Genomic DNA, 25,869 nt, shown 5'->3' with positions numbered 1-25,869 from the left:
CGTGATCGAGCCGGTCGACGACCGCACCTGGTACGTCAAGCGTGACCCCGAGGCGTCACCCGAGGCGATCATCGACCGCTTCGGCGGCGGCTACCGACTGCGCCGCTTCTCGCTCACCGAGTCCCGCCGCACCCCGCACGGGGTGTTCACGGGGCCCGAACTGGCCGAGACCGCGTGGTGGCGGCTCCGCGACAGGCCGCGGAACTCATGACGCGCCAAGCCAAAGTCCGGTAGACCGGAGGAATGGCAGACTCGATCCCTCACGTCCTCGTCCTCGGCGGCGGCTCCGCTGGCTACACCACGGTCAAGCAGCTCCAGAAGCACGCGGCCACGGTGCCCATGCGCATCACGCTCGTGGACCAGAACACCTACTACACGTACCTGCCGTTCCTGCCTGAGGTCGCCGGTGGCCACATCGCGCCGAAGGACGTCACCGTCGAGCTGCGCCGTGCACTGCGCAAGACCCGGGTGATCCAGGGCAAGGTCACCGCGATCTCCTCGGCCGACAAGACCGTCTCGATCGCGACCGCCGGCGGCGACGACCGCACCCTCGGCTACGACCACCTCGTCGTCGCCCTCGGTTCCGTCACCCGCACCTTCCCGACCCCCGGGCTCGAGGAGTACGGCGTCGGCTTCAAGAGCGTCGAAGAGGCCGCCTACGTGCGCGCCAAGCTCCTCGACAACATCGCGAAGGCCGCCGCCACCCGCGACGAGGACGAGCGTCGCCGTCTGCTGACCAGCGTCTTCGTCGGCGGTGGCTACACCGGCGTCGAGGCGATCGGTGAGCTGTTCGACGTGTCGCAGGCCGCCATCAAGACCTACCCGTCGCTCGCCGGCGAGCAGCCCCGCTGGGTGCTCATCGACGCCCTCGACCGCGTCGCGCCCGAGGTCGGCCCCGAGCTGTCCAAGTGGACCCTCGAGTCGCTCCGTGCCCGTGGCATCGACGTCCGCCTGAAGACCACCATGCCGAGCGCCGAGGGCGGCGTCGTCAAGTTCTCCGACGGCGACGAGTTCGCCACCGGTCTGCTCGTCTGGACCGCGGGCGTCAAGCCGAACCCGCTCCTGGACGCCTCCGACCTGCCGCGCGGGCCGAAGGGCCACCTCGCCGCGAACGCGAAGCTCCAGGTCGAAGCCGAGGACACCCACCAGGTCGTCGAGGGCGTCTGGGGTCTCGGTGACGTCGCGCAGGTGCCCGACCTGACCGCCGACAAGCAGCCGGCGTTCTACCCGCCGAACGCGCAGAACGCCGTGCGTCAGGCCGTGGTCGCCGCCGACAACATCGTCGCGACCATCACCGGCAAGCCGCTCGAGGAGTACCGCCACCCCTCCATCGGCACCGTCGCGTCGTACGGTGTCGGCAAGGGTGCCGCGAACATCAAGGGCATCAAGATGACCAACCTGCTCGCGTGGCTCGCGCACCGCGCGTACCACGTGTACGCGATGCCGACCCTGAACCGGAAGGCCCGCATCATCATCGGCTGGATCACCGGTGCGGTGTCGGGTCGCGACGCGACCTCGCTCATCAAGGAGACCGATCCGCGACGCAACTTCGTCGAGGCGTCCAAGAGCTAGACGCACCCACAGATCGGACGGGAGGCGCGGTGCCAGCTGGCACCGCGCCTCCCGTCCGTCTGTGCGGACGTCCACCGCCTGTCCGCCATCTGCGGTCCTGTGTCCGTTCCAACGTGGCGCGCGGCAGCGTGGACGGACGAGTGAGAGGAGCGTCCATGCGCGCCATGACGTACCGCGGCCCCTACCGGGTCCGCGTCGAGGAGAAGCCGGACCCACGGATCGAACACCCGAACGACGCCGTGGTCCGCGTCGAGCGGGCGGCGATCTGCGGCTCGGACCTGCACCTGTACCACGGCATGATGCCCGACACCCGCGTCGGGCACACGTTCGGCCACGAGTTCATCGGGGTCGTCGAGCAGATCGGCTCGTCCGTCGAGACCCTGTCGGTCGGGGACCGCGTGATGGTCCCGTTCAACATCTTCTGCGGAACGTGCTGGTTCTGCGCCCGCGGACTCTTCGCGAACTGCCACAACGTGAACCCGAACGCGACCGCGGTCGGCGGGATCTACGGGTACTCGCACACCACCGGCGGGTACGACGGCGGGCAGGCGGAGCGCGTGCGGGTGCCGTTCGCCGACGTCGGACCGCAGGTGATCCCGGACTGGCTCGACGACGACGACGCCCTGATGATGACGGACGCGCTGAGCACCGGGTACTTCGGGGCGCAGCTGGCGTCGATCCGCGAGGGCGACACCGTCGTGGTGCTCGGTGCCGGGCCGGTCGGGCTCTACGCCGCCAGGTCGGCGTGGTTCATGGGAGCCGGCCGGGTGATCGTCGTCGACCAGCTCGAGTACCGGCTCGAGAAGGCCCGGAGCTTCGCGCACGCCGAGACGATCAACTTCGCTGAGGTCGACGACGTCGTGCTCGAGATGAAGAAGCAGACCGACTTCCTCGGTGCCGACAGCGTGATCGACGCGGTCGGAGCCGAGGCGGACGGCAACTTCACCCAGCAGGTCACCGCCTCGAAGCTCAAGCTGCAGGGTGGGTCCCCGACGGCGCTCAACTGGGCGATCGACGGCGTCCGCAAGGGCGGCACGGTCTCGGCGGTCGGTGCGTACGGGCCGATCCCGAGCGCGGTGAAGTTCGGGGACGCGATGAACAAGGGCGTCACGATCCACACGAACCAGGCGCACGTGAAGCGCCAGTGGCCGCGGTTGCTCGAGCACGTCCAGGCCGGGCACTTCAAGCCCAGCGACATCATCACGCACCGCATCCCCCTCGAGCACATCGCCGAGGGCTACCACCTGTTCTCGTCCAAGCTCGACGGTTGCATCAAGACCGTCGTCGTGCCGTGAGGAGGCCCGACATGTCCGACCACACCCCGTACATCGCCGATCCGCCCCGACGGGTGCCGTCCGCCGAGGAGCTCCGTGCCCGCATCCCGGGGTGGGGGAGCGACCTCGACCCGGCAGACCGGCCGTCCGTGCCGAAGCTCTCGCGCGAGGCCGGTTCGGTCACCGGCGCCCACTGGGACCTCCCGTCGCAGCAGGACGGTGCGCACGGCCGGGAGCGCTCGATCGAGCACGCCCACGTGACGCCGGTGTTCGGCACCGCGCAGCCCCTGCACGGCGTCGCCGGGATCGTCCGGCGGTACGCCTACCGGCGGTTCAGCGAGGGGCGCCTGGCGCACTGGATGCTGCTCGTCGTCGGGGACCGCCTGGACGTCGCGACGCACCGGGTGACCGATGCGCTCCGGGGTCGGCCGGACCGGCTGATCAGCGAGACCGGCGTCGCGGCGGAGCGTGGGACCCACCCCGTTGCGTCGCGCCTGGGGTCGAGCCGGTCGGACTGGCGGCACCAGGTGCTCGACCCGGTGGTCGCGAACTGGGGCTGGCTCGCGGCGCTCGGTGCCGTGGTGCTGGTGGTGCGGCGGGTGCGCCGCTCGCGCTGACCGCGCGTGCCGCCGGGCTTGCACCTTGGTGCGACGTTGCCCACTCGGTGCGACCTTGTTCCGTCACACGGAGTGCGCAACGTCGCACCGGCCAGTGACGTGCGCACGTTCCGGCCTGGAGGCGCGCTGCGGCCCCGCCCCGCGCCTCCAGTCCGCACGTCCCGCGTCCACCGCCCGCCCACCTGCCCCGGTCCTGATCGCCCCGAGCGCAGCGAAGTGGCACGTGGATCGCCCTGAGCGCAGCGAAGTGGCGCCGGCGTGGATCGCCCTGAGCGCAGCGATGGCGGCACTCGCCGGGAAGACACAACAGAAAATGCCCCCCGACCGAAAGGTCAGGGGGCACGCATTTCCTGTGTCCGAGAGGGGACTTGAACCCCTACGCCCTAATACGGGCACTAGCACCTCAAGCTAGCGCGTCTACCAATTCCGCCACCCGGACAGGGTGTCTGGTGTCTGTTTCCCGGGTTGAACCCGGCGTTCCTGCCGAGAGAAGACACTAGCACGGGTCTGAACGCGCGATGAACACGGTCGCGCATCCCGGGCGAGTCCTGTGGGTCGGGCTTCGGCGACGGGGTCGGTGCCGACCGATACCGTGGAGCCATGACGAACCGGGAGCCCTCCGAGCCGCAGTCCGTGCCCGAGCTCGAGGCCACCGCGGCGATCGCCCGCGACCTCATCCGCATCGACACGACGAACTGGGGCGAGGGGAAGTCCCGTGGGGAGACCGAGGCGGCCCACTACGTCGAGGACAAGCTCCGCGCGCTGGGTCTCGAGCCGCAGTTGTTCGAGTCCGAGCCGGACCGGGTGAGCGTCGTGGCGCGGGTGCCCGGCCGGAATCGTGACAAGCCGGCGCTCGTGGTGCACGGGCACCTCGACGTCGTGCCGGCCGACCCTGAGAACTGGTCGGTCGACCCGTTCGGTGGCGTGGTCAAGGACGGATCGCTGTGGGGTCGGGGCGCCGTCGACATGAAGAACATGGACGCGATGATGCTCACGTCGCTGGCCGACGTCATCGAGCAGCACGGTGCGCCGGAGCGTGACCTGGTGATCGCGTACTTCGCCGACGAAGAGGCCGGGGGAGTCCTGGGGTCCCACCACGTGGTCGACCAGCACCCCGAGGTCTTCGCGGGGGCGTCGGCGGCGATCAGCGAGGTCGGCGGGTACTCGATCACGCTCGGTGACCGTCGCGCCTACCTGCTGCAGACCGGCGAGAAGGCGCTCATGTGGGTGAAGCTGATCGCGCGCGGCACCGCCGCCCACGGCTCGCACGTGATCCGTGACAACGCCGTCACGAAGCTCGCGGCGGCGGTCGCCCGGATCGGCAGCGAGGAGTGGCCCGTCCGGCTCTCGGCCACGACGGACGCGATGGTCGCCGAGGTGGCGCGGTTCCTCGGGGTCGACCCGACGGTCACCGGCCCGGACGAGGTCGCCCTGGCCACCGGCTCGGCATCGCGGTTCATCCACGCCGCGCTGCACACCACGTCGAACCCGACGGTGCTGACCGCCGGCTACAAGCACAACGTGATCCCGGACACCGCCGAGGCCCTGGTCGACATCCGCTGCCTGCCGGGTGACGAGGAGACCGTGCTCGAACGGGTGCGGGAGCTCGCCGGACCCGACGTCGAGGTGGTCATGTCGTTCCGCGACATCGGCCTCGAGCAGGACTTCGGCGGCCCACTGGTCGACGCCGTCCGCGACGTCCTCGGCCGGCACGACCCGGGCGCCCCGGTCCTGCCGTACCTGCTGTCCGGCGGCACCGACAACAAGGCGCTCTCGACGCTCGGCATCGCGGGGTACGGGTTCGTGCCGCTGCAGCTGCCGGCCGGTGTCGACTTCCCCGCGATGTTCCACGGCGTGGACGAGCGGGTGCCGCTCGACTCGCTGGCGTTCGGTCGGCGGGTGCTGGCCGACCTGCTCGCCACGTACTGATATTGTTCACGGTCGCCGTCGTGGCGGTGCCCTGACCGACCTCCCCCTGAAAGGCCCGTGCGATGCACATCCTCGAGGCGATCTTCCTCGGCTTCGTCCAGGGGCTCACCGAGTTCCTGCCGGTGTCCTCCAGCGCGCACCTGCGCATCGTGGGGCTCTTCCTGCCCGACGCGAAGGACCCCGGTGCGGCCTTCACCGCCGTGACGCAGCTCGGCACCGAGACCGCGGTGCTCATCTACTTCTGGAAGGACATCACCCGGATCATCGGGCGGTGGTTCCGATCGGTGGTCAAGCGTGACGTGCCGAAGGGTGACCCCGACGTCCGCCTCGGCTGGCTGGTGATCCTCGGCACGATCCCGATCGGGGTCGCCGGGCTCCTGCTCAAGGACTCGATCGAGACCACGTTCCGGTCCCTCTGGATCGTCGCGATCGTCCTCATCGTGTTCGGTGTCGTGCTCGGGGTGCTCGACCGTGTCGGCCGCAAGGAGCGGCGCATCGAGCAGATGACGTTCCGCGGTGGCCTGCTCATCGGTCTGGCGCAGATGCTTGCCCTGGTGCCCGGTGTGTCCCGTTCCGGTGCGACCGTGTCGATGGGTCTCGCCCTCGGGTACACCCGGCCAGCGGCCGCGCGCTTCGCGTTCCTGCTGGCGATCCCGGCGGTGTTCCTGTCCGGCTTCTACGAGGCCGCGACGAGCCTCGGCGACCACGGTTCGCCGTTCGGACTCGCCGACACGCTCATCGCCACCGTCGTCGCGTTCGTGGTCGGGTTCGTCGTGATCGCGGCGTTCATGAACTACATCAGCAAGCGCAGCTTCATGCCCTTCGTCGTCTACCGGATCGCACTCGGTATCGTGCTCATCGTGTTGTTGTCGCTCGGAGTGATCCAGCCGTGAGGGCCTGGCAGGCCCCATCCGTCCCCGACGTCCCCGGCGCCGCGCCCCGACCGGTCGTCCACGACACCGCAACGGGCAAGCCGGTGGACCCCGCCCGCGACGAGGACCGCGCTGCGCTGTACGTCTGCGGCATCACGCCGTACGACGCCACGCACCTCGGCCACGCGGCGACCTACCTGGCGTTCGACACGCTCGGCCGCGCCTGGCGTGACGCGGGGCTCGACGTCGAGTACGCGCAGAACGTCACCGACGTGGACGACCCGCTGCTCGAGCGTGCCGCCCGCGACGGCGTCGACTGGCGTGCCCTGGCGTCTGAGCAGGTCGACCTGTTCCGCCGCGACATGGAGTCGCTGCGGATCCTGCCGCCGGACGACTTCGTGGCCGTCACCGACGAGGTCGAGCGCGTCGCCGAGGCGGTCTCGTTCCTGCAGGAGTCGGGCTACGCCTACGAGGTCCCGACCGACGGCGCCGAGGGCGACGACCTGTACTTCGACGTGAACCGCCCCACCGACGCGTGGACCCTCGGTGACGAGAGCGGCCTGGACCGCGAGACGATGCTCGCCCTCGCCGCCGAACGCGGCGGCGACCCGGAACGTCCGGGCAAGCGGGATCCGCTCGACCCGCTGCTGTGGCGCGCCGCGCGCGACGGCGAACCAGCCTGGGACACCGAGATCGGCCCCGGTCGCCCCGGCTGGCACATCGAGTGCAGCGTCATCGCCGGTGACCGCCTGGGGCTGCCGATCAGCGTGCAGGGCGGCGGGAGTGACCTCGTCTTCCCGCACCACGAGATGAGCGCTGGGCACGCTGCCGCCCTCGCGCACCAGCCCCTCGCGAACGCCTTCGTGCACACCGGGATGATCGCCTACCAGGGCACGAAGATCTCGAAGTCGCTCGGCAACCTCGTCACCGTGCGCGGGCTGCTCGACGACGGCGCCGATCCCCGTGCCATCCGGCTCGCACTGCTGTCGCACAAGTACTCCGACGACTGGGAGTGGTTCGACACCGAGCTGACGAGTGCCCAGACACGGCTCGCCGGCTGGGATGCCTGGGCCTCGGGAGCCTCCGCCGGGCACGCCGACGACGCAGCGGACGTGGCGGCACGAATCCGCGCACGGGTCTCCGACGACCTCGACACCCCCGGTGCCGTCGCCGCGGTCGACACCGCGATCGCGGGCGGTACGGCGTGCACGGCGGAGCTCCTCGACCTGATCGACGCCCTGCTCGGCATCCGCCTGGCCTGACCTCGGCGCACGGGCCGTCGCGCCGGTGCTGTGACCGTCCGCTGAGTGGTCGCGACACGTCGCGTGCGTGCGGCCGAGGGGTCAGGAACTGTCGCTCGGGCGGGCCGCAGCCGACAGTTCGCGACCACTCGCCGGAGGTGAGCGGGGTGTCGTGACCGCGCGGCGAGTGGTCGCGACACGTCGCGTGCGCGCCGCCGAGGGGTCAGGAACTGTCGCTCGGGCGGGCCGCAGCCGACAGTTCGTGACCACTCGCCGGAGGTGAGCGGGGTGTCCTGACCGTTCGCGTTCGCCGGACGGGAGGCCCGTGGCGGGTCCGACCCGCGCCTCCCGTCCGGCGAGTGGTCGCGACGCGTCGCGTGCGCGCTGCCGAGTGGTCAGGAACTGTCGTCCGGGCGGGTCGCAACCGACAGTTCGTGACCACTCGCCGGAGGTGAGCGGGGTGTCGTGACCGTTCGCGTTCGCCGGACGGGAGGCCCGTGGCGGGTCCGACCCGCGCCTCCCGTCCGCGGAGTGGTCGCGACACGTCGGGTGCGCCCTGCCGAGGGGTCAGGAACTGTCGCTCGGGCGGGCCGCAGCCGACAGTTCGTGACCACTCGCCGGACGTGAGCAGGGTGTCGTGACCGCACGCCGCCCACCGACGGGAGGCGCGGTGCCAGCTGGCACCGCGCCTCCCGTCCGTCAGTGGGTGACGGCTACTGCTGGGGCCGCCACGGCCCCTCGCCACCGGCGGTGCCGCCGTCCTTGCCGTCCTTGCGCTCACGGCGACGGAGGTACTGCTCGAACTCCTGCGCGATGGCGTCGCCCGAGGCCTCGGGGGAATCGACCGTGTCGCGCGCCTGCTCGAGCTGCCCGATGTAGGACGCCATGTCCTCGTCGTCGGCGGCGAGGGCGTCGATGCCCTCTTCCCACTCGGTGGCGTCGTCGAGCAGCGACCCGCGCGGCACCGTGACGTCCGTGAGCTCCTCGATCTTGTCGAGCAGCGACAGCGTGGCCTTCGGCGAGGGCGAGTTGTGCACGTAGTGCGGCACCGAGGCCCACAGGGACAGCGTGGTCAGCCCGGCCTTGTCCATCGCGTCGGCGAGGACCCCGAGGATGCCGGTCGGGCCCTCGTACGAGGACTTGTCGACGTCGAAGGCGGCGCGGACCCCGGCGTTCTCGCTCGACACGAAGACCGAGATCGGTCGGGTGTGCGGGACGTCGGCGAGCATGGCGCCGACGAAGACGACAGCGTCGATCGAGTAGACGTCCGCCAGGTCGATGATCTCCGAGCAGAAGCCCCGCCAGGTGCGCGACGGTTCCGGACCGACGAGCACGAAGACGTCACGGTCGGTGGGGGAGCCGGTGGCGCCGATGACCGGACGCCCCTCGGCACCGGGGCCGTGCAGCACGATCCGGGGCCACTGCACGCCGCGGTCGCCGTTGTCGTCGGTGCCGACGGTGGGCCGGTTGAACTGGTAGTCGACGTACCGCTCGCCGTCGAGTTCGCGCAGCTCGTCGAGCCCGAGCGACTCGACGATGCGACGCGCCAGACCGCTCGCGGCCTCGCCGGCGTCGTTCCAGCCCTCGAAGGCGACGACGAGCAAGCGACCGTCGCTGAAGGGGGAGTGCTGTGGCACGGAGCGGACCTCCTGGTGGTGGAGCGGAGCGGGGCGGGAGCGATGCCCCCGGCCGGACACGATTCAGGCATCCACTGTAGGCCCAGGGGGTGTCGGCGCACGCGCGCGTCCGCGCCCAGCGGAACGGCCCCGGTAGACTCGTCGCCCGTGACCGCGCATCCTCCTGCCCTCGTCCCGCCCGCAGCCGTGCTGTGGGACATGGACGGCACGATCATCGACACCGAGCCGATCTGGCAGCGGTCCCAGGTCGACCTGACGAACCGCTACGGCGCCGAGTGGACGGAAGCGGACGGCCTGTCCCTGGTGGGCAGCGGTCTCGAGCGCTCCGGTGAGCTCCTGCGTGCCAAGGGCGTCGACATGGAGGTCGAGGAGATCATCCAGTGGATGACCGACTACGTGATGGAGCACCTGCGCGCCGGTGAACTGCCGTGGCGGCCGGGTGCCCGTGAGCTTGTCGAGGAGCTCCACGCCCGCGGCATCCCGACCGCCCTGGTCACGATGTCCCGTCGCAAGATGGCACTCGTCGCCGCCGAGGCCCTGGGCGAGCGCGGCTTCCGCGTCGTCGTGGCCGGCGACGACGTCGACCGCCCGAAGCCGTTCCCGGACGCGTACCTGTCCGCTGCCGCGCAGCTCGGCGTCGAGCCCACCGCGTGCGTCGCGATCGAGGACTCCGCCACCGGCGTCGCGTCGGCCGTCGCCTCCGGCGCTGTCACGGTCGCCGTCGAGCACATCGTCCCGCTGTCCGAGATCGCCGGCGGCGACGTGCACCTGACCACCCTGGCGGGGGTCGACGTCGACCGTCTGGTCGAGTTGACGACGCCGGCACTGGCCGCACGGACTGGAGGCGCGGTGCCGGACCCGGCGCACGCTGCGGACACCGAAGGGGTCACCCGATGAACCACACCGACGACGCACGCGACGAGGCGGACGCGAGCAGCGCCTCCAGTCCGACCGCGGACCCGACCGCAGCGCTCCCGCACACCGCGGGCGGCGCACCGCACACGCCGCCGCGCGGCCCGTTCCGGGCCGGCGACCGCGTCCAGCTGACCGGTCCGAAGGGCAAGCTCACGACGCTGTCGCTCGAGACCGCGGGTGAGTACCACACGCACCGCGGGGTGCTCCGGCACGACGACGTCATCGGGCAGCCCGACGGCTCGGTCATCCGGGCGAGCACCGGTGACGAGTACCTCGCACTCCGCCCGCTGCTCAACGACTACGTGATGTCGATGCCGCGTGGCGCCGCGATCGTCTACCCGAAGGACGCGGCACAGATCGTGGCCTTCGCGGACGTCTTCCCCGGGGCCCGTGTGGTCGAGGCCGGCGTCGGCTCGGGGGCGCTGTCGCTGTTCCTGCTCCGCGCGATCGGCCCGACCGGGCAGCTGCAGTCGTTCGAGCGCCGCGAGGAGTTCGCGGCGATCGCGAAGGGCAACGTCGGCACCTTCCTCGGCGCCGTCCCGGACAACTGGTCCGTCACCGTCGGTGACCTCGTCGAGTCGCTGCCCGACGCGACCGAGCCGCAGAGCGTCGACCGCGTCGTGCTCGACATGCTCGCGCCGTGGGAGTGCGTGGACGCCGCAGCCGACGCCCTCGTGCCCGGCGGACTCATCGTCTGCTACGTCGCGACCGTCACGCAGCTGTCCCGCACGGCCGAGGCCCTGCGCGACACCGGACGCTTCACCGACCCGATGCCGAGTGAGACCCTGGTGCGCACCTGGCACGTCGAGGGCCTCGCCGTCCGCCCGGACCACCGCATGGTCGGGCACACCGGGTTCCTCATCACGGCACGACGCCTGGCCGACGGGACGGTGCTGCCGAACCTGAAGCGCCGCGCGGGCAAGGCGGAGTTCTCGGACGAGGACATCGAGGCCTGGACCCCCGGCGCCGTGGGCGAGCGGGCGACGAGCGACAAGAAGCTCCGCAAGGTGGCTCGGCAGTCGGCGGCGCAGGCGCGCAAGGTCGCGGCGGCCGAGGCGTCGTCGGCGGCGGAGGGTGCTGCGGCGCTGTCCGACACCGCTGCGGCTCCGTCCGGGGCCGTCGAGGACGAACGGTAGGCTGACGGCGTGCCCGTCCTGCATCGAACGGAAAGAGGGTCCGTGCGCACCATCCCCGCACTCCTGGTCACCATCGGTCTCGCGGTGTCGCTCACCGCCTGCGCCTCGAACGGTGCCGGCACCACGCCCTCGAGCTGTGCCGCTCCCGGCGCCGCGTCCGAAGCGGTGACCGCCACCGGCAAGTTCGGCTCGGAGCCGAAGGTCAACGTGCCGAAGGGCCTGACCACCAAGGGCACCCAGGTGTCCGTGCTGAAGCAGGGCAGCGGTCGCACGATCGACGACGGCACCCCCGTCCTGGTCGAGTACACCCTGGTCGACGGCTCCACGGGCGAGGTCGCCCAGACGAGCGGCTACTCGGGCCAGACGGCACCGATCACCGCCGGTGCGAGCAACTACGGGGCCCTCGGTGCCTCGCTGCAGTGCGCCCGCGTCGGCGACCGCCTGGCGGTGGCCCTGCCGAAGAGCGCCCTGAGCAGCACCGGCGGCACCGGTGCCAGCTCCTCGTCGAAGAAGACCGAGGACGCCGTGATCGCCGTCATCGACGTCAAGCGCGCGTTCGACGCCCGCGCCACCGGCACCCCGCAGCTCGCCGGCGACAAGATGCCGGCCGTGGTGCTCGCACCGTCCGGCGCCCCCGGCATCACGATCCCGTCGTGGAGCGCCCCCAAGTCGAACGAGACGCACCTGCTCCGCAAGGGCGACGGTCGCGAGCTCACCGCGAAGGACACCGCGGTCATCAAGTACACCGCCGTCACCTGGGGTGCCGACCCGTCCGTCGCCGGCTCCAGCTGGACCGACGGTTCCGGCGCGCAGGCCATCCCGCTCACCAAGGGCCAGGTCGACGAAGGCGTCCGGACCGCGATCGTCGGGCACCACGTCGGCGACCAGGTCCTGGCCATCGTCAACCAGCAGGGGACCGCGTACGCGTACGTGATCGACGTCCTCGGGGCGATCTCGAACTGACCCGGTCCGACCGTCCACGGACCGCGGCGCGGGTGCACTCCGGTGCACCCGCGCTGCCGTAGGATCGGCTCGTGCCAGCGACCCGTGTGCCCCGTGTGCCCGCCGAGGAGCGGCTGTTCAGCCTCGTGCTCGCGCTGCTCTCGACGGAGTCCGGGCTGACCAAGGCCGAGATCCTGGCCAACGTGCAGGGGTACCGGCAGCGGTTCTCGACCGGTGGCGACAACGCCTCGCTCGAGCGCCAGTTCGAACGCGACAAGGACGACGTCCGCGAGCTCGGCATCCCCCTCGAGACCATCGAGACCCCGGGTGCCGCGGGCAACAACCAGACTCTCCGGTACCGGATCCCGAAGGGCGAGTACGACCTGCCCGTCGACGTCCGATTCACCCCGGACGAATCCGCGTTGCTCTCCCTGGCCGCGATGGCCTGGCGCGAAGGCGCACTGTCCGCCGACTCCCGTCGTGGCCTGCTGAAGGTCCGCTCGGCCGGTGCCGAGGACGACGACGGTGCCCTGCAGCTCGGGGTCGACGCGTACGCCCCACGGCTCCGCGCCCGTGATGCCTCGTTCGAGCCGCTCCGTTCCGCGCTCGACCGCGGTGCAGCCGTGCGCTTCGACTACATCACGCCGGGCCAGCACGACGCCCGTCGGCGCGAAGTGGCTCCACTCGCCCTGGTGCAGCACGGCGGCCGGTGGATGCTCGCCGCCCACGAGTTCGCGACGGACTCGGACAAGAACTACCTGCTGGCCCGCATCGTCGGACCCGTCACCCAGTACGAGGTCGGGCAGCACACCGCTCCCGTCGGCGCGGGGGAGCGCACCCTCGCCGAACTCGAGCGGATCTGGGCCGAGCGCACCGCGCGCATCGCCGTGACGCCGGGTTCCGACGCCGAACGCCGACTGACCCGTCGCCGCGACACCGAGACCGACGCCGACGGCGCGCTCGTGCTGCACCACGTCGACCCGCAGATCCTCGCCGAGGAACTCGCCGCCTTCGGGCCCGAGGTCCGGGTGCTCGAGCCCGACGACCTGCGGGCACGGGTCGACGAGCGCCTCCGTGCACTCGTGCGCGACCACACCGACGACGATCGTGCCGCAGCCCCCGGAGAGGACCCCGTTCGTGGCTGACGCCCAACCCCTGCAGGCGCAGGACAAGCTCGCGTTCCTGCTCGCCCTGGTGCCGTACCTGATCGACCGCGAGCGGGTCTCGGTGGCCGAGGCCGCTCGGCACTTCGGTGTGCCCGAGGCCCGGATCCGGCGCGCCGTCGAACTCATCGCGGTGTCCGGGGTGCCCGGCGAGACGATGCAGTACCAGCACGGTGACCTGTTCGACATCGCCTGGGACGACTTCGACCAGAACGACATGATCGTGCTGACCAACCTGGTGGCGATCGACGACTCACCGCGTCTGTCGGCTCGTGAAGCGTCGGCGCTCATCGCCGGCCTGCAGTACCTGTCCGCGCTGCCCGAGGCCGCCGACCGTGACGCCATCCGCGCGCTCATGGCCAAGCTGTCCCGCGGTGCCGGGGGAGCGGCGTCGACCGTCGCCGTCGGGCAGGACCTGCACGACGTCGCCCTCGCCACCATCCGCCGGGCGATGTCCGACGGCCGCGGCCTGGTCTTCGAGTACGCCGGACCGCGGACCCAGGGCGGGACCCGACGGGTCGATCCGCTCCGGGTCGAGTCCATCGACACCGACTGGTACCTGCGCGCCTGGGACCTCGACCGGCAGGCGCTCCGGACGTTCCGGCTCGACCGGATGTCGGAGGCGCGCGTCGACGACCGCCCGGCCGAGAAGACCATCGACCAGGTCGTGATCCCGGACACGCTGTTCCAGCAGGCTGCCGACGACGTCATCGTCACGGTGGAACTCGATTCGACGTCGCTGCCCCTGGTCGCCGACTTCCTGTCCGACACCGCCGACGCGCCCGACGGTGACGGTCGTGTGCGCATCCGGCTCGCGGCGTCGCACGGGTTCGACGGCGTGGTCCGGCTCGTCGCGGGGTTGCCGGGTCGCGCCGTGGTGCTCGACCCGCCCGCGGCCCGTGACGCCGTGCGCGACTTCGCGGCCGCGGCCCTCGCTGCGGGCTGAGGTCTGCCGCTGCGGCGCCTCCGAGCACTGCACGTTCCGACCAGGTACGCCCGATCCTGAACGGTGGGCTTCGGGTACCTGGTCGTTCCGGGCGTCCCTGGTGTGTTGCTCTGACCAGGTATGCCCGATCTCGCCAGGTACGCCCGATCTCGCCATGTACGCCCGCTCGCGCAGGGTGGGCTTCGGGTACCTGGTCGTTCTGGACGTACCTGGTGTGTTGCTCTGACCAGGTATGCCCGATCCCGCCGGGTACGCCCGATCATGGACGGTGGGCTTCGGGTACCTGGTCGTTCCGGGCGTACCTGGTGTGTTGCTCTGACCAGGTATGCCTGATCTCGCCAGGTACGCCCGAACTCGCCAGGTACGCCCGCTTCCGCCTGGTACGCCCGATCTCGCACGGTGGACTTCGGGTACCTGGTCGTTCCGGGCGTACCTGGTGTGTTGATCCGACCACCTATGCCCGATCTCGGCAGGTACGCCCGATCTCGCCAGGTACGCCCGATCTCGGTCGGTACGCCCGATCTCGCCAGGGACGCCCGAACCCGCTAGCGCCCAACCCCCCCCCCCCCCCCGCCCACCCGCCACGCGGCCGCGCCGACCCCCGGCGGACTGTCGGTCCCGACCCCGTAAGATCGAGCACATGGCTTCGACGACCGCGCGCGGGCGAGCGAAGCGGCAGGGGCGCCAGAAGACCGACGCCGAAGGCCGCATGTCGCTCGGGCAGCACCTCATCGAGCTGCGCAACCGGCTCTTCCGCGCAGTCGTGGCGATCGTCGTCGGTGCGATCGGCGGCTGGTTCCTCACCCCGTGGGTGCTCGACTCGCTGCGGGCACCGGTGACCGAGCTCGCCAAGGTCGGCGGACACACGGCCGAGCTGAACTTCCCGATGATCACCGGGGCGTTCGACCTCAAGTTGCAGATCGCGATCACCATCGGCATCGTCATCGCCAGCCCCGTCTGGCTCTACCAGATCTGGGCGTTCATCGTGCCCGCGCTCGTCCGGCGTGAGCGGCAGTACGTCTGGGGCTTCCTCGGCACCGCGATCCCGCTGTTCTTCGCCGGGTGCTACTTCGGGTGGTACATCCTGCCGCACGTGGTCGGCATCCTCGGCAGCTTCGTGTCGAGCCAGGACACCTCGATCGTCGATGCGAAGGCGTACTACGACTTCGTCATCAAGCTCATCGTCGCGGTGGGCATCGCCTTCGTCCTGCCGGTCTTCCTCGTCCTGCTGAACTTCGTCGGCGTGCTGTCGGCGTCCGCGATCATCAAGAGCTGGCGCGTCGCGATCCTCTGTATCCTGGTCTTCTGCGCCATCGTGACCCCGAGCGCCGACGTCATCTCGATGTTCCTGCTCGCCGTCCCGATGGTGGTGCTCTACATCGCGGCCTGCTTCATCGCGTGGCTCCACGACCGCCGTCTGGCCAAGCGCCAGGCGAAGCTCGACGAGGAGTACGGCCTGTGAGCGGCACGAGTGCGGCCGAGCGGTTCGCCGCGGCCAAGGTGCGCAACCGGTCGCGCAACCTCGAGCTCTTCCGGACGGACCTGCGGTTCGACCTCGACCCGTTCCAGTTCGCCGCATGCGACTCGCTCGACCAGGGCCGCAGCGTCCTGGTCGCCGCCCCGACCGGCGCCGGCAAGACCATCGTGGCCGAGTTCGCCATCTGGCTCGCCATGCGCCAGCCGACGGCGAAGGTGTTCTACACGACGCCGATGAAGGCGCTCAGCAACCAGAAGTACGCCGAGCTCGTCGACGTCTACGGTGAGTCCGAGGTCGGGCTGCTCACCGGTGACACGAACGTGAACCCCCGTGCCCGCGTCGTCGTGATGACCACCGAGGTGCTCCGGAACATGATCTACGCGGACTCGGACCTGCTCGACGACCTCGCCTGGGTGGTCCTCGACGAGGTGCACTACCTCGCCGACCGGTTCCGCGGTGCCGTGTGGGAAGAGGTCATCCTGCACCTGCCGACCGAGGTCCGCCTGGTCTCGCTCAGCGCGACGGTGTCCAACGCCGAGGAGTTCGGCGACTGGCTGCAGACCGTCCGCGGCGACACGGACGTCATCGTCTCCGAAGACCGCCCGGTGCCGCTCGAGCAGCACGTCCTGGTCGGTTCGAAGATGGTCGACCTGTTCGACTCGAGCGGTGCCGCGGCGACGAACCGCGTGAACCCGGAACTGCTCCGCATGGTCGGCGGCGGTTCCCGGAGTGAGCGGAACGGCGGCGGCCACCGCGGTCGGCGCGGTCGTGGTGGCTACCCCGAGCGTCGCGGGCCCCGCACCGAGAAGGTGCACCGCGAACAGATCGCGCACATGCTCGACGAGCGGATGCTCCTGCCCGCGATCTTCTTCGTGTTCAGCCGCAACGGCTGCGACCAGGGCGTCCGCAACGTCCTGCGCTCGGGCCTGTCCCTGACGACGGTGCAGGAGCGCAACGAGATCCGCGAGACGGCGGAGTACCACTGCCGCACCCTGCTCGACGAAGACCTGGCCGTGCTCGGCTACTGGGAGTGGCTCGAAGGGCTCGAGCGCGGGGTCGCGGCGCACCACGCCGGCCTGCTCCCCGCCTTCAAGGAGGTCGTCGAGAACCTCTTCCAGCGCAAGCTCCTCAAGGTCGTGTTCGCCACCGAGACCCTGGCACTCGGCGTGAACATGCCGGCGCGCACGGTCGTGCTCGAGAAGCTCGAGAAGTTCAACGGCGAAGCCCGTGTGCCGATCACGCCGGGGGAGTACACGCAGCTCACCGGTCGTGCCGGTCGTCGTGGCATCGACGTCGAGGGGCACTCGGTCATCCAGTGGACCGACGGGCTCGACCCGCAGGCCGTCGCGTCGCTGGCCAGCCGTCGCACGTACCCGCTCAACTCGTCGTTCAAGCCGACCTACAACATGGCCGTCAACCTGATCGACCAGTTCGGCCGGCAGCGCACGCGCGAGGTCCTCGAGACGTCGTTCGCCCAGTTCCAGGCCGACCGGTCGGTGGTCGACCTCGCCCGCAAGGTCCGCTCGCAGCAGGAGTCCCTCGACGGCTACCGCGAGGCGATGCAGTGCCACCTCGGCGACTTCACCGAGTACTCGGCGCTCCGTCGTGAGCTCTCCGACCTCGAGCGCACGAACGTGCCCGGCGGTCGCGAGGCGTCGCACGGCGCCCGCCAGGAACGTCAGGCCGCGATCACGGCGGTCCGCCGCCAGCTGCAGCGCCACCCCTGCCACGCCTGCCCCGAACGCGAGGCGCACGCCCGCTGGTCCGAGCGCTGGTGGAAGCTCAAGCGCGCCAACGACAAGCTCGTCCAGCAGATCCGGTCCCGCACGGGTGCCGTCGCGACGACGTTCGACCGCGTCACCGAGGTCCTGCTCGAGCTCGGCTACCTGGTGGACGCCGGCAACGGCGAAGCCACGGTGGCCGCGGGTGGCCGTCGCCTGCAGCGCATCTACGGTGACCGCGACCTGCTCGTCGCCGAGTGCCTCGAGGCGGGGGTCTGGAAGGACCTCACCCCGGCGCAGCTCGCCGCCATGGCCGCGACGATCATCTACCAGCCCCGCCGCGAGGACGCTCCCGGCACGGAGCACGCCCTGCCCCGCGGTGCGTTCCGCCCCGCGCTCGACGAGACACTGACCATCTGGTCGCGCCTCGACGACATCGAGCGAGCGGCGCGTCTGGCCGGTTCGCAGCCGCCGACCCCGGCGATGGCGGTCGGCATGTTCCGCTGGGCCTCGGGCTCGGCCCTCGACGACGTCCTCCGCACCCTCGACCTGCCGGCTGGCGACTTCGTGCGCTGGTCGAAGCAGGTCATCGACCTGCTCGACCAGATCCGGAACGCCGGCGACGACGAGCTCGCCCAGACCGCCCGACGGGCGACGGACGCGGTTCGCCGCGGCATCGTCGCCTACGCGGCGGTCTGACTGGAGGCACGGTGCGGGTTCCGGAGACCAGTGTGCGCGGGCTGCCCGCGCGCGTCGGCCGCGGGGCGGTCGCGACCGGCCCGTTCGCCGCGTTGCCGCTCGGCACCGCGCTGCCGTTGGCCGTCATCGGCGGGATCCTCTTCGCCCTCGCGTTCCCGTCGCCCGGGTGGTGGTTCCTCGCCTACCCGGCACTCGCCTGCATGCTGCTCGCGGTGATGGGACAGCGGGCGCGGCGCGCGGCGTGGATCGGCTACCTCGCCGGCGCGGCGTTCTGGATCCCGGCCATCTCGTGGGCCGGTCGGTACCTGGGCCCGGTCCCGTGGTTCGCACTCGCCCTGCTCGAAGCCGCGTTCTTCGCACTCGGCAGCGTCGCCATCGCCCTGGCGTACCGCTGGGTCGCGCGCGTGGTGCCCTCGACCGCCGGACGCGTGTGGGGCCTCCCGGCCGTCGTCGCCGCACTCTGGACCGGACGCGAGTGGTTCTCGGGGAGCTGGCCGTACGGTGGTTTCGCCTGGGGGCGCGTCGGCCTGTCGCAGTCGCAGGGGCCGTTCGCGCACGTGGCCGCGTACGTCGGTGTCCTCGGCCTGACGTTCGTCGTCGTGTACTGCGTCGCGGTCGTGGTGTCGCTCGCGCTCGTGGCACCCCGTGTGCCGGGCGTCACGCGCCGGCTGCCCGTCCGGGTGGCCACGGCGGGGCTGCTGGTCGCGGCAGTCCTGGCCGTGCCCGCCTGGCCGACGGCGACGAGCGGCACGATCCGGGTCGAGGCGGTGCAGGGCAACGGACCCGCGGGGTACTTCGACCGTGCGGAGCCCGGCGACGTCCTGGCTGCGCAGGTCGCGGCGACGGACGTGGACGCGAAGGGGGTCGACCTCGTCGTGTGGCCCGAGGCCGGTGCGGAGTACGACCCGCGTCAGCAGCCGGTCATCGCGTCCGCTCTCGACTCGGTGGTGGGGTCGCTCGACGCCCCGATCGTGGCGGGTGCCATCACGCAGACCCAGTCGGGGGTGCTGCACAACACGTCGTTCGTGTGGACCGCCGACGGCTGGCAGTCGTCCTACGACAAGAAGCGCCCGGTGCCGTTCGGTGAGTACGTGCCCGACCGCTGGTTCTTCTCCAAGCTCGCGCCGACCCTGATCGGACTGCTGCAGCGCGACTACACGCCGGGGACGAAGCCGAACGTCCTGTCGGTGGCGGGGATCCGTGCCGGCATCTCGATCTGCTTCGACATCGTCGACGACGGGCTGACCGCCGACATGGTGCGCGGGGGAGCGCAGGTGATCCTCGCGCAGACGAACAACGCCGACTTCTCGGGCACCGACGAGAACCTGCAGCAGCTCGAGATCGCACGGATGCGGGCCATCGAGACCGGTCGGTCGCTCGTGAACATCTCGACCGTCGGAGCGTCGCAGGTCATCGACCCGAGCGGTCGCACGATCGACCGGGTACCGGAGTACACCGCGACCTCGATGGTGACCGATGTGCCGCTCGGCACGTCCACCACCCCTGCGTCGATCCTGTCCGGCTCGATCACGCTCCTGCTCTCCCTCGGCGGACTCCTCGTGCTCCTCGCCTGCGCTCCCTGGGGTCGTCGAACCCGCTCCTGAACCGACTCGCCGCGCCCAGCCACTGGGAACGGACTGTGAATGCGCCGGTACGGGATTGATGGGGCGTGGGACAGTGTTGTGGAGGGCAGACGAGCGAGAGGAGCACACACATGGCTGATCGGAGTCTCCGCGGCATGCGGCTCGGGAGTCAGAGTCTCCAGAGCGAAGAGGGCGTCGAGCTCTCGGATCGCAAGCGTGCGGTCTACCAGACGGATTCGGGTGAGACGTTCGACATCGTCTTCTCCGCTGACGCGGACGTCCCGCAGACGTGGTCCGAGCCCCGCTCCGGCCGTGAGGGCCGGCTGCTCGGTGACGACGGGATCCCCGTCGAGGTTGCCGAAGAGGACGTGAAGGCACCCCGCACCCACTGGGACATGCTGCTCGAGCGCCGCTCGCGCGAGGAACTCGAGGAGCTCCTCGAAGAGCGCCTGCAGGTCCTCCGCGCACGACGCGGCGCCTGACCCCACCGAACACACGACGACGCCCGCCCCGGTTCCCCGGGGCGGGCGTCGTCGTTCGTCCGTGCCGGAGTGTCAGCGCCGACCGGAACCGTCGCTGGTCCGGTGACCGGAGGCGTCGTCGCCCGGCGTGGGCGGAGTGTCCTCGACCTGCTCGGCGGTGGCATCGTCGGCGGCCGCCAGGTGTGCGTCGACACTGCGGTTCGACTCGGCCAGGCGTGCGTCGAGGTCGGACTCGGGGACGATGTCCGCGGCAGTGGCATCCGCGCGCGGCATCGTGGTGTCCGCGGCTGCGGTGTTCGCCAGGCTCTCGTTCGCGAGCTTCGAGATCCGGGACAGGAAGTCCGTCCCGCCGGCAGCGCCGCCGATCGGACCGGCACCACCGCCACCGCGGCTGGCACTGAAGCCCTTCGCGATGCCGGACAGGGCCTCGGTGAACTCGCTCGGGATCATCCAGAGCTTGTTCGACGTGCCCTCGGCGATCTTCGGCAGGGTCTGCAGGTACTGGTAGGAGAGCAGCTTCTCGTCCGGGTCACCGGTGTGGATGGCCTCGAACACCGTCGCGATGGCCTGGGCTTCACCCTCGGCGCGGAGCACCTGTGCCTTGGCGTCACCCTCGGCGGCCAGGATCGCGGCCTGCCGCTGCCCCTCGGCCTCGAGGATCTGGGACTGCTTGGTGCCCTCGGCCTGCAGGATCGCGGCACGACGGCTGCGCTCGGCACGGAGCTGCTGTTCCATGGCGTCCTGGATGGACACGGGCGGCTCGATCGCCTTGAGCTCGACTCGGCCGACACGGATGCCCCACTTGCCCGTCGCCTCGTCGAGGACGACGCGGAGCTGGCCGTTGATGTTGTCGCGGCTGGTCAGCGCCTCTTCGAGGTTCAGGCCACCGACGACGTTGCGGAGCGTGGTGGTGGTGAGCTGCTCGACGGCGCCGAGGTAGTTCGCGATCTCGTACGTCGCGGCACGGGCGTCGGTCACCTGGAAGTAGACGACGGTGTCGATCGAGACCACCAGGTTGTCCTCGGTGATCACGGGCTGCGGCGGGAACGAGACGACCTGCTCACGCATGTCGAGCAGCGGCCGCAGGCGGTCGATGAACGGCACCAGGAGGTTCAGGCCCGGGTTGAGGGTCTTGTGGTACTTGCCGAGTCGCTCGACGATCCCCGCGGTGGCCTGGGGAACGATCCGGATCGCCTTCGCCAGGACGACGATCACGAAGATGACGACGACGAGGATGAGCACGAGCAGTGCGATCGTCCCCGGGGAGATGCTGGTCACGAGGTGGCCCTTTCTGCGAGGCGCACGACCGCGGTCGACCCCTCGATCGACTCGACGACCACGGGGGTCCCGAGTGGCGGTGTGCGGTCGACGGAGTCCGCGGCGAACCGCGCACTCCAGGTCTCGCCGTTGGCCAGGCGCACCTGACCAGGACTGGAGGAGGTGAAGGCGACCGCGACCGTGCCGGCGAGCCCGATGAGCCCCTCGACGTTGGTGCGGTGCGGGTCGGCACCGCGGCCGAGCGCCACGAGCAGGCGCGGCCGGACGAGCGACAGCAGCACGAGGGCGGCGACCGCGGCGACGATGGCGGACAGCCACCACGGGGCGCCGAGCAACGCGGCGATCAACCCGCCGGCGGCACCCGCCGCGAGCATGATGAAGATGAAGTCGAGGGTGAAGATCTCGACCACGCCCAGGAGCAACACCAGGCCGATCCAGACGGTGCTCTGGATCCAATCGATTCCGTTCACGCGATCTCCCTCCCTCGGTCGCGCGCGGCGGCTCGCTGCGTCGCGACAGCCGGTACAACTCCGTTCAACATATCAGGGCCGTCCGACCCTCGTGCAGGCGATTGGTAGGCTCGGTGCGCCCGACCGGCCGGAACCAGACCTGGAGAACACGACTGTGAGCAACCCCCTCGCCCCCGGATCCCTCACCGACAAGCGCGCCGTCGTCACCGGTTCGTCCCGTGGCATCGGCGCCGACACCGTCGGGTACCTCGCCGAGGCCGGTGCGAAGGTCGTCGTGAACTACCGCAACAAGGCCAAGCGCGCGGAGCAGATCGCCGAGAAGATCGTCGAGGCGGGCGGTTCCGCCCTGGCCGTCGGAGCCGACCTCACCGAGCACGCCTCCGTGCAGGCCCTCGTCGACACCGTCGTCCAGGAGTGGGGCGGCATCGACCTGCTCGTGCTGAACGCCTCCGGCGGCATGGAGTCCGGCGTCGGTGAGGACTACGCGCTCCGCCTGAACCGCGACGCGCAGGTCGACATGCTGCAGACCGCCGTGCCGCACATGCCCGCCGGGTCCCGCGTGGTGTTCGTCACGAGCCACCAGGCCCACTTCGTCGAGACCGCCGAGACGATGGACGAGTACGTCCCGGTCGCCAAGAGCAAGCGCGCCGGAGAACTCGCCCTCCGCGAGCTCATCCCGCAGCTCGAGGCCGCCGGCATCGAGTTCGTCGTCGTCTCCGGCGACATGATCGAGGGCACGATCACCGCGACGCTGCTGAACCGCCTGAACCCCGGCGCGATCGAGGGTCGTCGGCAGGAGGTCGGCAAGCTCTACAGCGTGTCCGAGTTCGCGGCCGAGATCGCCCTGGCCGCCGTCGAGCCGATCCCCGCCGACCACACCAAGCTGGTCGGCGACGTCAGCGGCTTCGTCGGCTAACGTCGGGCGGGTGACCGCCAACCCCGGCCTGCGCCGCACCTCCCGCATCCTGCTGCTCGACCCCGAGGGCCGCGTGTTCCTGATGGACACGAAGTCGCCCTCGTCGGACGGTGCCCACCGCTGGATCACGCCGGGTGGCGGGGTCGACCCGGGGGAGTCCCACCGCGACGCCGCGATCCGCGAGCTGCGCGAGGAGACCGGGATCGTCATCGACGAACCCGGCGAGCCGGTGTGGTCCTGGGACTTCACCGTCGAGTGGGACCTCGCCGACCACGACCGCGGGCACGCCGAGTTCTACGTCGTCCGCACGCCCGGCTTCGAGCTGTCCGACGCCGAGTGGACCGACGACGAGCGCGTCGACATCCTCGCCTCGCGGTGGTGGACCGCCGAGGAACTCGACGCGACCGACGAGGAGTTCGAACCCGCCGAGCTGCCGGACCTGGTGCGCCGACACGGCGCCTGAGCACTGCACCACGGCCTGAGGGCCGACCCAGGACCGGACGGGAGGCCCGTGGCGGCCCCGCCACGGGCCTCCCATCGGTACGCTGACCCGCATGCACACCGATCCGGTCGACGACGACCCCACCGGCGCCGACGCGCACCCTGCCGACCGGCACGACCGGATCCGGGTGCGCGGTGCCCGCGCGAACAACCTGCGCGACGTCGACGTGGACCTGCCGAAGCGGCGGCTGACGGTGTTCACCGGGGTCTCCGGCTCGGGCAAGAGCTCGCTGGTGTTCGGCACCGTCGCCGCCGAGTCGCAGCGGATGATCAACGAGACCTACAGCGCGTTCGTGCAGGGGTTCATGCCCTCGCTCGCGCGTCCGGACGTCGACCTGCTCGACGGCCTGACCACCGCGATCGTCGTCGACCAGGAGCGCATCGGTGCCGACCCGCGCTCCACCGTCGGCACCGCGACGGACGCGAACGCGATGCTGCGTGTGCTGTTCAGCCGGCTCGGTCGACCGCACATCGGGGGGCCGAACGCGTTCTCGTTCAACCTCGCCACCGTGACGGCCGGGGGAGCGATCACGGTGCAGAAGGGAGCGGACGCGAAGGCCCAGAAGGTCTCCTTCACCCGGCTCGGCGGCATGTGCGCCGACTGCGAGGGTCGGGGGATGGTGAACGACATCGACCTGACGCAGCTGTTCGACGACACGAAGTCGCTCGGGGACGGCGCGCTCACGATCCCCGGGTACGGGACCGACGGGTGGAACGTGCGGCTGTACGCCGAGTCGGGCTACTTCGACCGGGACACCCCGATCCGTGACTTCACCGAGCAAGAGCGGCAGGACTTCCTGTACCGCGAGCCGACGAAGCAGAAGATCGCTGGCATCAACATGACCTACGAGGGGCTCGTGCACCGGGTCCGGCGCTCGTTCCTGCAGAAGGACCGCGAGGCGATGCAGCCGCACATCCGCGCCTTCGTCGACCGTGCGGTGACCTTCACGACCTGTCCGGCCTGCGACGGCACCCGGTTGAACGACACCGCCCGCTCGTCCAAGATCGCGGGCCGCAGCATCGCCGACGTCTGCGCGATGCAGATCACCGATGCCGTCACCTGGCTGCGGGGGCTCGACGACCCCGGGGCCGGGCCGTTGCTCGAGGGGCTCCGCGACCTGCTCGAGTCCTTCGTCGAGATCGGACTCGGCTACCTGTCGCTCGACCGCCCCACCGGCACGCTGTCCGGGGGAGAGGGGCAGCGTGTGAAGATGGTGAAGCACCTCGGCTCCTCGCTCAGTGACGTCACCTACGTCTTCGACGAGCCGAGCACGGGGCTGCACCCGCACGACATCGAGCGGATGAACGAACTGCTCGTCCGGTTGCGCGACAAGGGCAACACCGTGCTGGTCGTCGAGCACAAGCCCGAGGTGATCGCGATCGCCGACCACGTCGTCGACCTCGGACCCGGTGCCGGATCCGGCGGTGGCACGCTCTGCTACCAGGGGCCCGTCGACGGGCTGCGTGCCAGCGGCACCGTGACCGGTCGGCACCTGGGCGACCGCGTCACCGTGAAGTCCGCGGTGCGTCGTCCGGACGGGGCGATCGCGATCCGCGGTGCCTCGGCCCACAACCTGCACGACGTCGACGTGAACGTCCCCACGGGTGTGCTCACCGTCGTCACGGGGGTCGCCGGCTCGGGAAAGAGCACGCTCATCCACGGGTCGCTGGCCCGGCGCGACGACGTGGTCGCCATCGACCAGAGCGGGATCCGTGGCTCGCGGCGGAGCAACCCGGCGACGTACACCGGCTTGCTCGAGCCGATCCGGAAGGCCTTCGCGAAGGCCAACGGCGTGAAGCCTGCACTGTTCAGCGCCAACTCCGAGGGCGCCTGCCCGGCGTGCAACGGTGCCGGTGTCGTGTACACCGACCTCGGCATGATGGCGGGCGTCGCGAGCCCCTGCGTCGAGTGCGACGGCAAGCGGTTCGACCAGTCCGTGCTCGGGTACCACCTGGGCGGGAAGGACATCAGCGAGGTGCTCGGCATGTCCGTTGCCGACGCGCTGGCGTTCTTCGCGGCGGGGGAGCCCGCACTGCCGGCGGCCCACACGATCCTCGCCCGGCTCGCCGACGTGGGGCTCGGGTACCTGACGATCGGGCAGCCGCTCACCACGTTGTCCGGGGGAGAGCGGCAGCGGCTCAAGCTCGCGACGCACCTCGGTGACCGCGGCGGCGTCGTGGTGCTCGACGAGCCGACCACCGGCCTGCACCTGGCCGACGTCGACCAGCTGCTCGGCCTGCTCGACCGGCTCGTCGACGCCGGTCGGACGGTCGTCGTGATCGAGCACCACCAGGCCGTGATGGCGCACGCCGACTGGATCATCGACCTCGGGCCGGGTGCCGGTCACGACGGCGGGCGGATCGTGTTCGAGGGGACGCCCGCCGAGCTCGTGGCGGCACGGTCGACGCTGACCGGGCAGCACCTGGCGGCGTACGTCGGAGCCTGAGCCGGGGGAACATGTGAGTGGTGCGCTTCGCATCGTGAGCAGCAATGGTCG

Annotated in this window: 22 protein-coding genes and 1 tRNA gene; 19 read left to right on the top strand and 4 right to left on the bottom strand. The window is 70.9% G+C overall.

What is annotated here, in order from left to right; genetic code table 11:
* The first annotated feature begins 1 nt into the window (after position 1).
* The 4 genes from BIU89_RS02950 to BIU89_RS02935 all read left to right on the top strand — a co-directional run bounded on the left by BIU89_RS02950 (position 2) and on the right by BIU89_RS02935 (position 3,463).
* Positions 2-211, top strand: coding sequence for a hypothetical protein (locus BIU89_RS02950; protein WP_017887301.1), 210 nt, complete (start codon positions 2-4; stop codon positions 209-211).
* 32 nt (positions 212-243) lie between these two features.
* Positions 244-1,572 carry an NAD(P)/FAD-dependent oxidoreductase gene (locus BIU89_RS02945; RefSeq protein WP_027465651.1) on the top strand — a complete coding sequence of 443 codons (1,329 nt, stop codon included), beginning with the start codon at positions 244-246 and terminating at the stop codon, positions 1,570-1,572.
* Between the two features lie 155 nt (positions 1,573-1,727).
* Positions 1,728-2,867 carry a zinc-dependent alcohol dehydrogenase gene (locus BIU89_RS02940; protein ID WP_071244714.1) on the top strand — a complete coding sequence of 380 codons (1,140 nt, stop codon included), beginning with the start codon at positions 1,728-1,730 and terminating at the stop codon, positions 2,865-2,867.
* A gap of 11 nt (positions 2,868-2,878) precedes the next feature.
* On the top strand, positions 2,879-3,463 hold the full coding sequence (locus BIU89_RS02935; protein WP_071244713.1) for a hypothetical protein: 585 nt from the start codon (positions 2,879-2,881) through the stop codon (positions 3,461-3,463).
* Positions 3,464-3,816: 353 nt separating this feature from the next.
* Here the strand turns inward: BIU89_RS02935 and BIU89_RS02930 are convergent.
* A tRNA-Leu gene (locus BIU89_RS02930) sits at positions 3,817-3,902 on the bottom strand.
* Between the two features lie 161 nt (positions 3,903-4,063).
* Between BIU89_RS02930 and BIU89_RS02925 the strand changes: the two genes are divergently transcribed.
* The 3 genes from BIU89_RS02925 (at position 4,064) to mshC (ending at position 7,526) form a co-directional block, all read left to right on the top strand.
* Positions 4,064-5,392, top strand: a complete 1,329-nt coding sequence (locus BIU89_RS02925; RefSeq protein ID WP_071244712.1) for a M20/M25/M40 family metallo-hydrolase — start codon at positions 4,064-4,066, stop codon at positions 5,390-5,392.
* A 62-nt stretch (positions 5,393-5,454) separates the two neighbouring features.
* On the top strand, positions 5,455-6,285 hold the full coding sequence (locus tag BIU89_RS02920; protein WP_027465647.1) for an undecaprenyl-diphosphate phosphatase: 831 nt from the start codon (positions 5,455-5,457) through the stop codon (positions 6,283-6,285).
* Positions 6,282-7,526 (top strand): cysteine--1-D-myo-inosityl 2-amino-2-deoxy-alpha-D-glucopyranoside ligase, encoded by a 1,245-nt coding sequence (gene mshC, locus BIU89_RS02915; protein WP_071244711.1) that lies wholly within the window; start codon positions 6,282-6,284, stop codon positions 7,524-7,526. The genes BIU89_RS02920 and mshC overlap by 4 nt, the downstream gene beginning before the upstream one ends.
* A 692-nt stretch (positions 7,527-8,218) precedes the next feature.
* On the opposite strand, the gene BIU89_RS02910 is transcribed toward mshC, so the two are convergent.
* On the bottom strand, positions 8,219-9,142 hold the full coding sequence (locus BIU89_RS02910; protein WP_027465645.1) for a proteasome assembly chaperone family protein: 924 nt from the start codon (positions 9,140-9,142) through the stop codon (positions 8,219-8,221).
* A 147-nt stretch (positions 9,143-9,289) separates the two neighbouring features.
* On the opposite strand from BIU89_RS02910, the gene BIU89_RS02905 reads away from it, so the two are divergent.
* The 9 genes from BIU89_RS02905 (at position 9,290) to BIU89_RS02865 (ending at position 20,206) form a co-directional block, all read left to right on the top strand.
* Positions 9,290-10,039 carry an HAD family hydrolase gene (locus BIU89_RS02905; RefSeq protein WP_254791467.1) on the top strand — a complete coding sequence of 250 codons (750 nt, stop codon included), beginning with the start codon at positions 9,290-9,292 and terminating at the stop codon, positions 10,037-10,039.
* Positions 10,036-11,193 (top strand): tRNA (adenine-N1)-methyltransferase, encoded by a 1,158-nt coding sequence (locus BIU89_RS02900; RefSeq protein WP_083404127.1) that lies wholly within the window; start codon positions 10,036-10,038, stop codon positions 11,191-11,193. The genes BIU89_RS02905 and BIU89_RS02900 overlap by 4 nt, the downstream gene beginning before the upstream one ends.
* A gap of 42 nt (positions 11,194-11,235) precedes the next feature.
* Positions 11,236-12,156: an FKBP-type peptidyl-prolyl cis-trans isomerase gene (locus BIU89_RS02895; RefSeq protein ID WP_083404126.1), complete on the top strand. Its 921-nt coding sequence runs from the start codon at positions 11,236-11,238 to the stop codon at positions 12,154-12,156.
* Between the two features lie 71 nt (positions 12,157-12,227).
* On the top strand, positions 12,228-13,280 hold the full coding sequence (locus BIU89_RS02890; RefSeq protein ID WP_035808308.1) for a helix-turn-helix transcriptional regulator: 1,053 nt from the start codon (positions 12,228-12,230) through the stop codon (positions 13,278-13,280).
* On the top strand, positions 13,273-14,244 hold the full coding sequence (locus tag BIU89_RS02885; protein ID WP_071244904.1) for a helix-turn-helix transcriptional regulator: 972 nt from the start codon (positions 13,273-13,275) through the stop codon (positions 14,242-14,244). The genes BIU89_RS02890 and BIU89_RS02885 overlap by 8 nt, the downstream gene beginning before the upstream one ends.
* A gap of 709 nt (positions 14,245-14,953) precedes the next feature.
* Positions 14,954-15,706 carry a twin-arginine translocase subunit TatC gene (gene tatC, locus BIU89_RS02880; protein WP_027465639.1) on the top strand — a complete coding sequence of 251 codons (753 nt, stop codon included), beginning with the start codon at positions 14,954-14,956 and terminating at the stop codon, positions 15,704-15,706.
* Positions 15,703-18,141 (top strand): DEAD/DEAH box helicase, encoded by a 2,439-nt coding sequence (locus tag BIU89_RS02875; protein ID WP_071244709.1) that lies wholly within the window; start codon positions 15,703-15,705, stop codon positions 18,139-18,141. The genes tatC and BIU89_RS02875 overlap by 4 nt, the downstream gene beginning before the upstream one ends.
* An 11-nt stretch (positions 18,142-18,152) precedes the next feature.
* Positions 18,153-19,745 carry an apolipoprotein N-acyltransferase gene (gene lnt, locus BIU89_RS02870; protein ID WP_254791465.1) on the top strand — a complete coding sequence of 531 codons (1,593 nt, stop codon included), beginning with the start codon at positions 18,153-18,155 and terminating at the stop codon, positions 19,743-19,745.
* Positions 19,746-19,855: 110 nt separating this feature from the next.
* Positions 19,856-20,206, top strand: a complete 351-nt coding sequence (locus BIU89_RS02865; protein WP_027465636.1) for an RNA polymerase-binding protein RbpA — start codon at positions 19,856-19,858, stop codon at positions 20,204-20,206.
* Positions 20,207-20,278: 72 nt separating this feature from the next.
* On the opposite strand, the gene BIU89_RS02860 is transcribed toward BIU89_RS02865, so the two are convergent.
* Both BIU89_RS02860 and BIU89_RS02855 read right to left on the bottom strand, forming a co-directional pair.
* Positions 20,279-21,484 carry an SPFH domain-containing protein gene (locus BIU89_RS02860; RefSeq protein WP_071244707.1) on the bottom strand — a complete coding sequence of 402 codons (1,206 nt, stop codon included), beginning with the start codon at positions 21,482-21,484 and terminating at the stop codon, positions 20,279-20,281.
* Positions 21,481-21,954, bottom strand: coding sequence for an NfeD family protein (locus BIU89_RS02855; protein ID WP_071244706.1), 474 nt, complete (start codon positions 21,952-21,954; stop codon positions 21,481-21,483). Before BIU89_RS02855 ends, BIU89_RS02860 begins: the two co-directional genes overlap by 4 nt.
* A gap of 154 nt (positions 21,955-22,108) precedes the next feature.
* Here BIU89_RS02855 and BIU89_RS02850 point away from each other — a divergent pair, with 154 nt between their 5' ends.
* From BIU89_RS02850 to BIU89_RS02840, 3 genes are all read left to right on the top strand, one after another.
* Positions 22,109-22,870, top strand: coding sequence for an SDR family oxidoreductase (locus BIU89_RS02850; RefSeq protein ID WP_027465633.1), 762 nt, complete (start codon positions 22,109-22,111; stop codon positions 22,868-22,870).
* A gap of 10 nt (positions 22,871-22,880) precedes the next feature.
* Positions 22,881-23,333, top strand: coding sequence for an NUDIX hydrolase (locus BIU89_RS02845; protein ID WP_071244705.1), 453 nt, complete (start codon positions 22,881-22,883; stop codon positions 23,331-23,333).
* Positions 23,334-23,424: 91 nt separating this feature from the next.
* Positions 23,425-25,818: an ATP-binding cassette domain-containing protein gene (locus BIU89_RS02840; RefSeq protein WP_071244704.1), complete on the top strand. Its 2,394-nt coding sequence runs from the start codon at positions 23,425-23,427 to the stop codon at positions 25,816-25,818.
* Positions 25,819-25,869: the final 51 nt, after the last annotated feature.

Source organism: Curtobacterium sp. MCBA15_005, assembly GCF_001864855.1.
Classification (GTDB): Bacteria; Actinomycetota; Actinomycetes; order Actinomycetales; family Microbacteriaceae; genus Curtobacterium; species Curtobacterium flaccumfaciens.
This window is presented reverse-complemented; position numbering and strand designations above follow the sequence as displayed.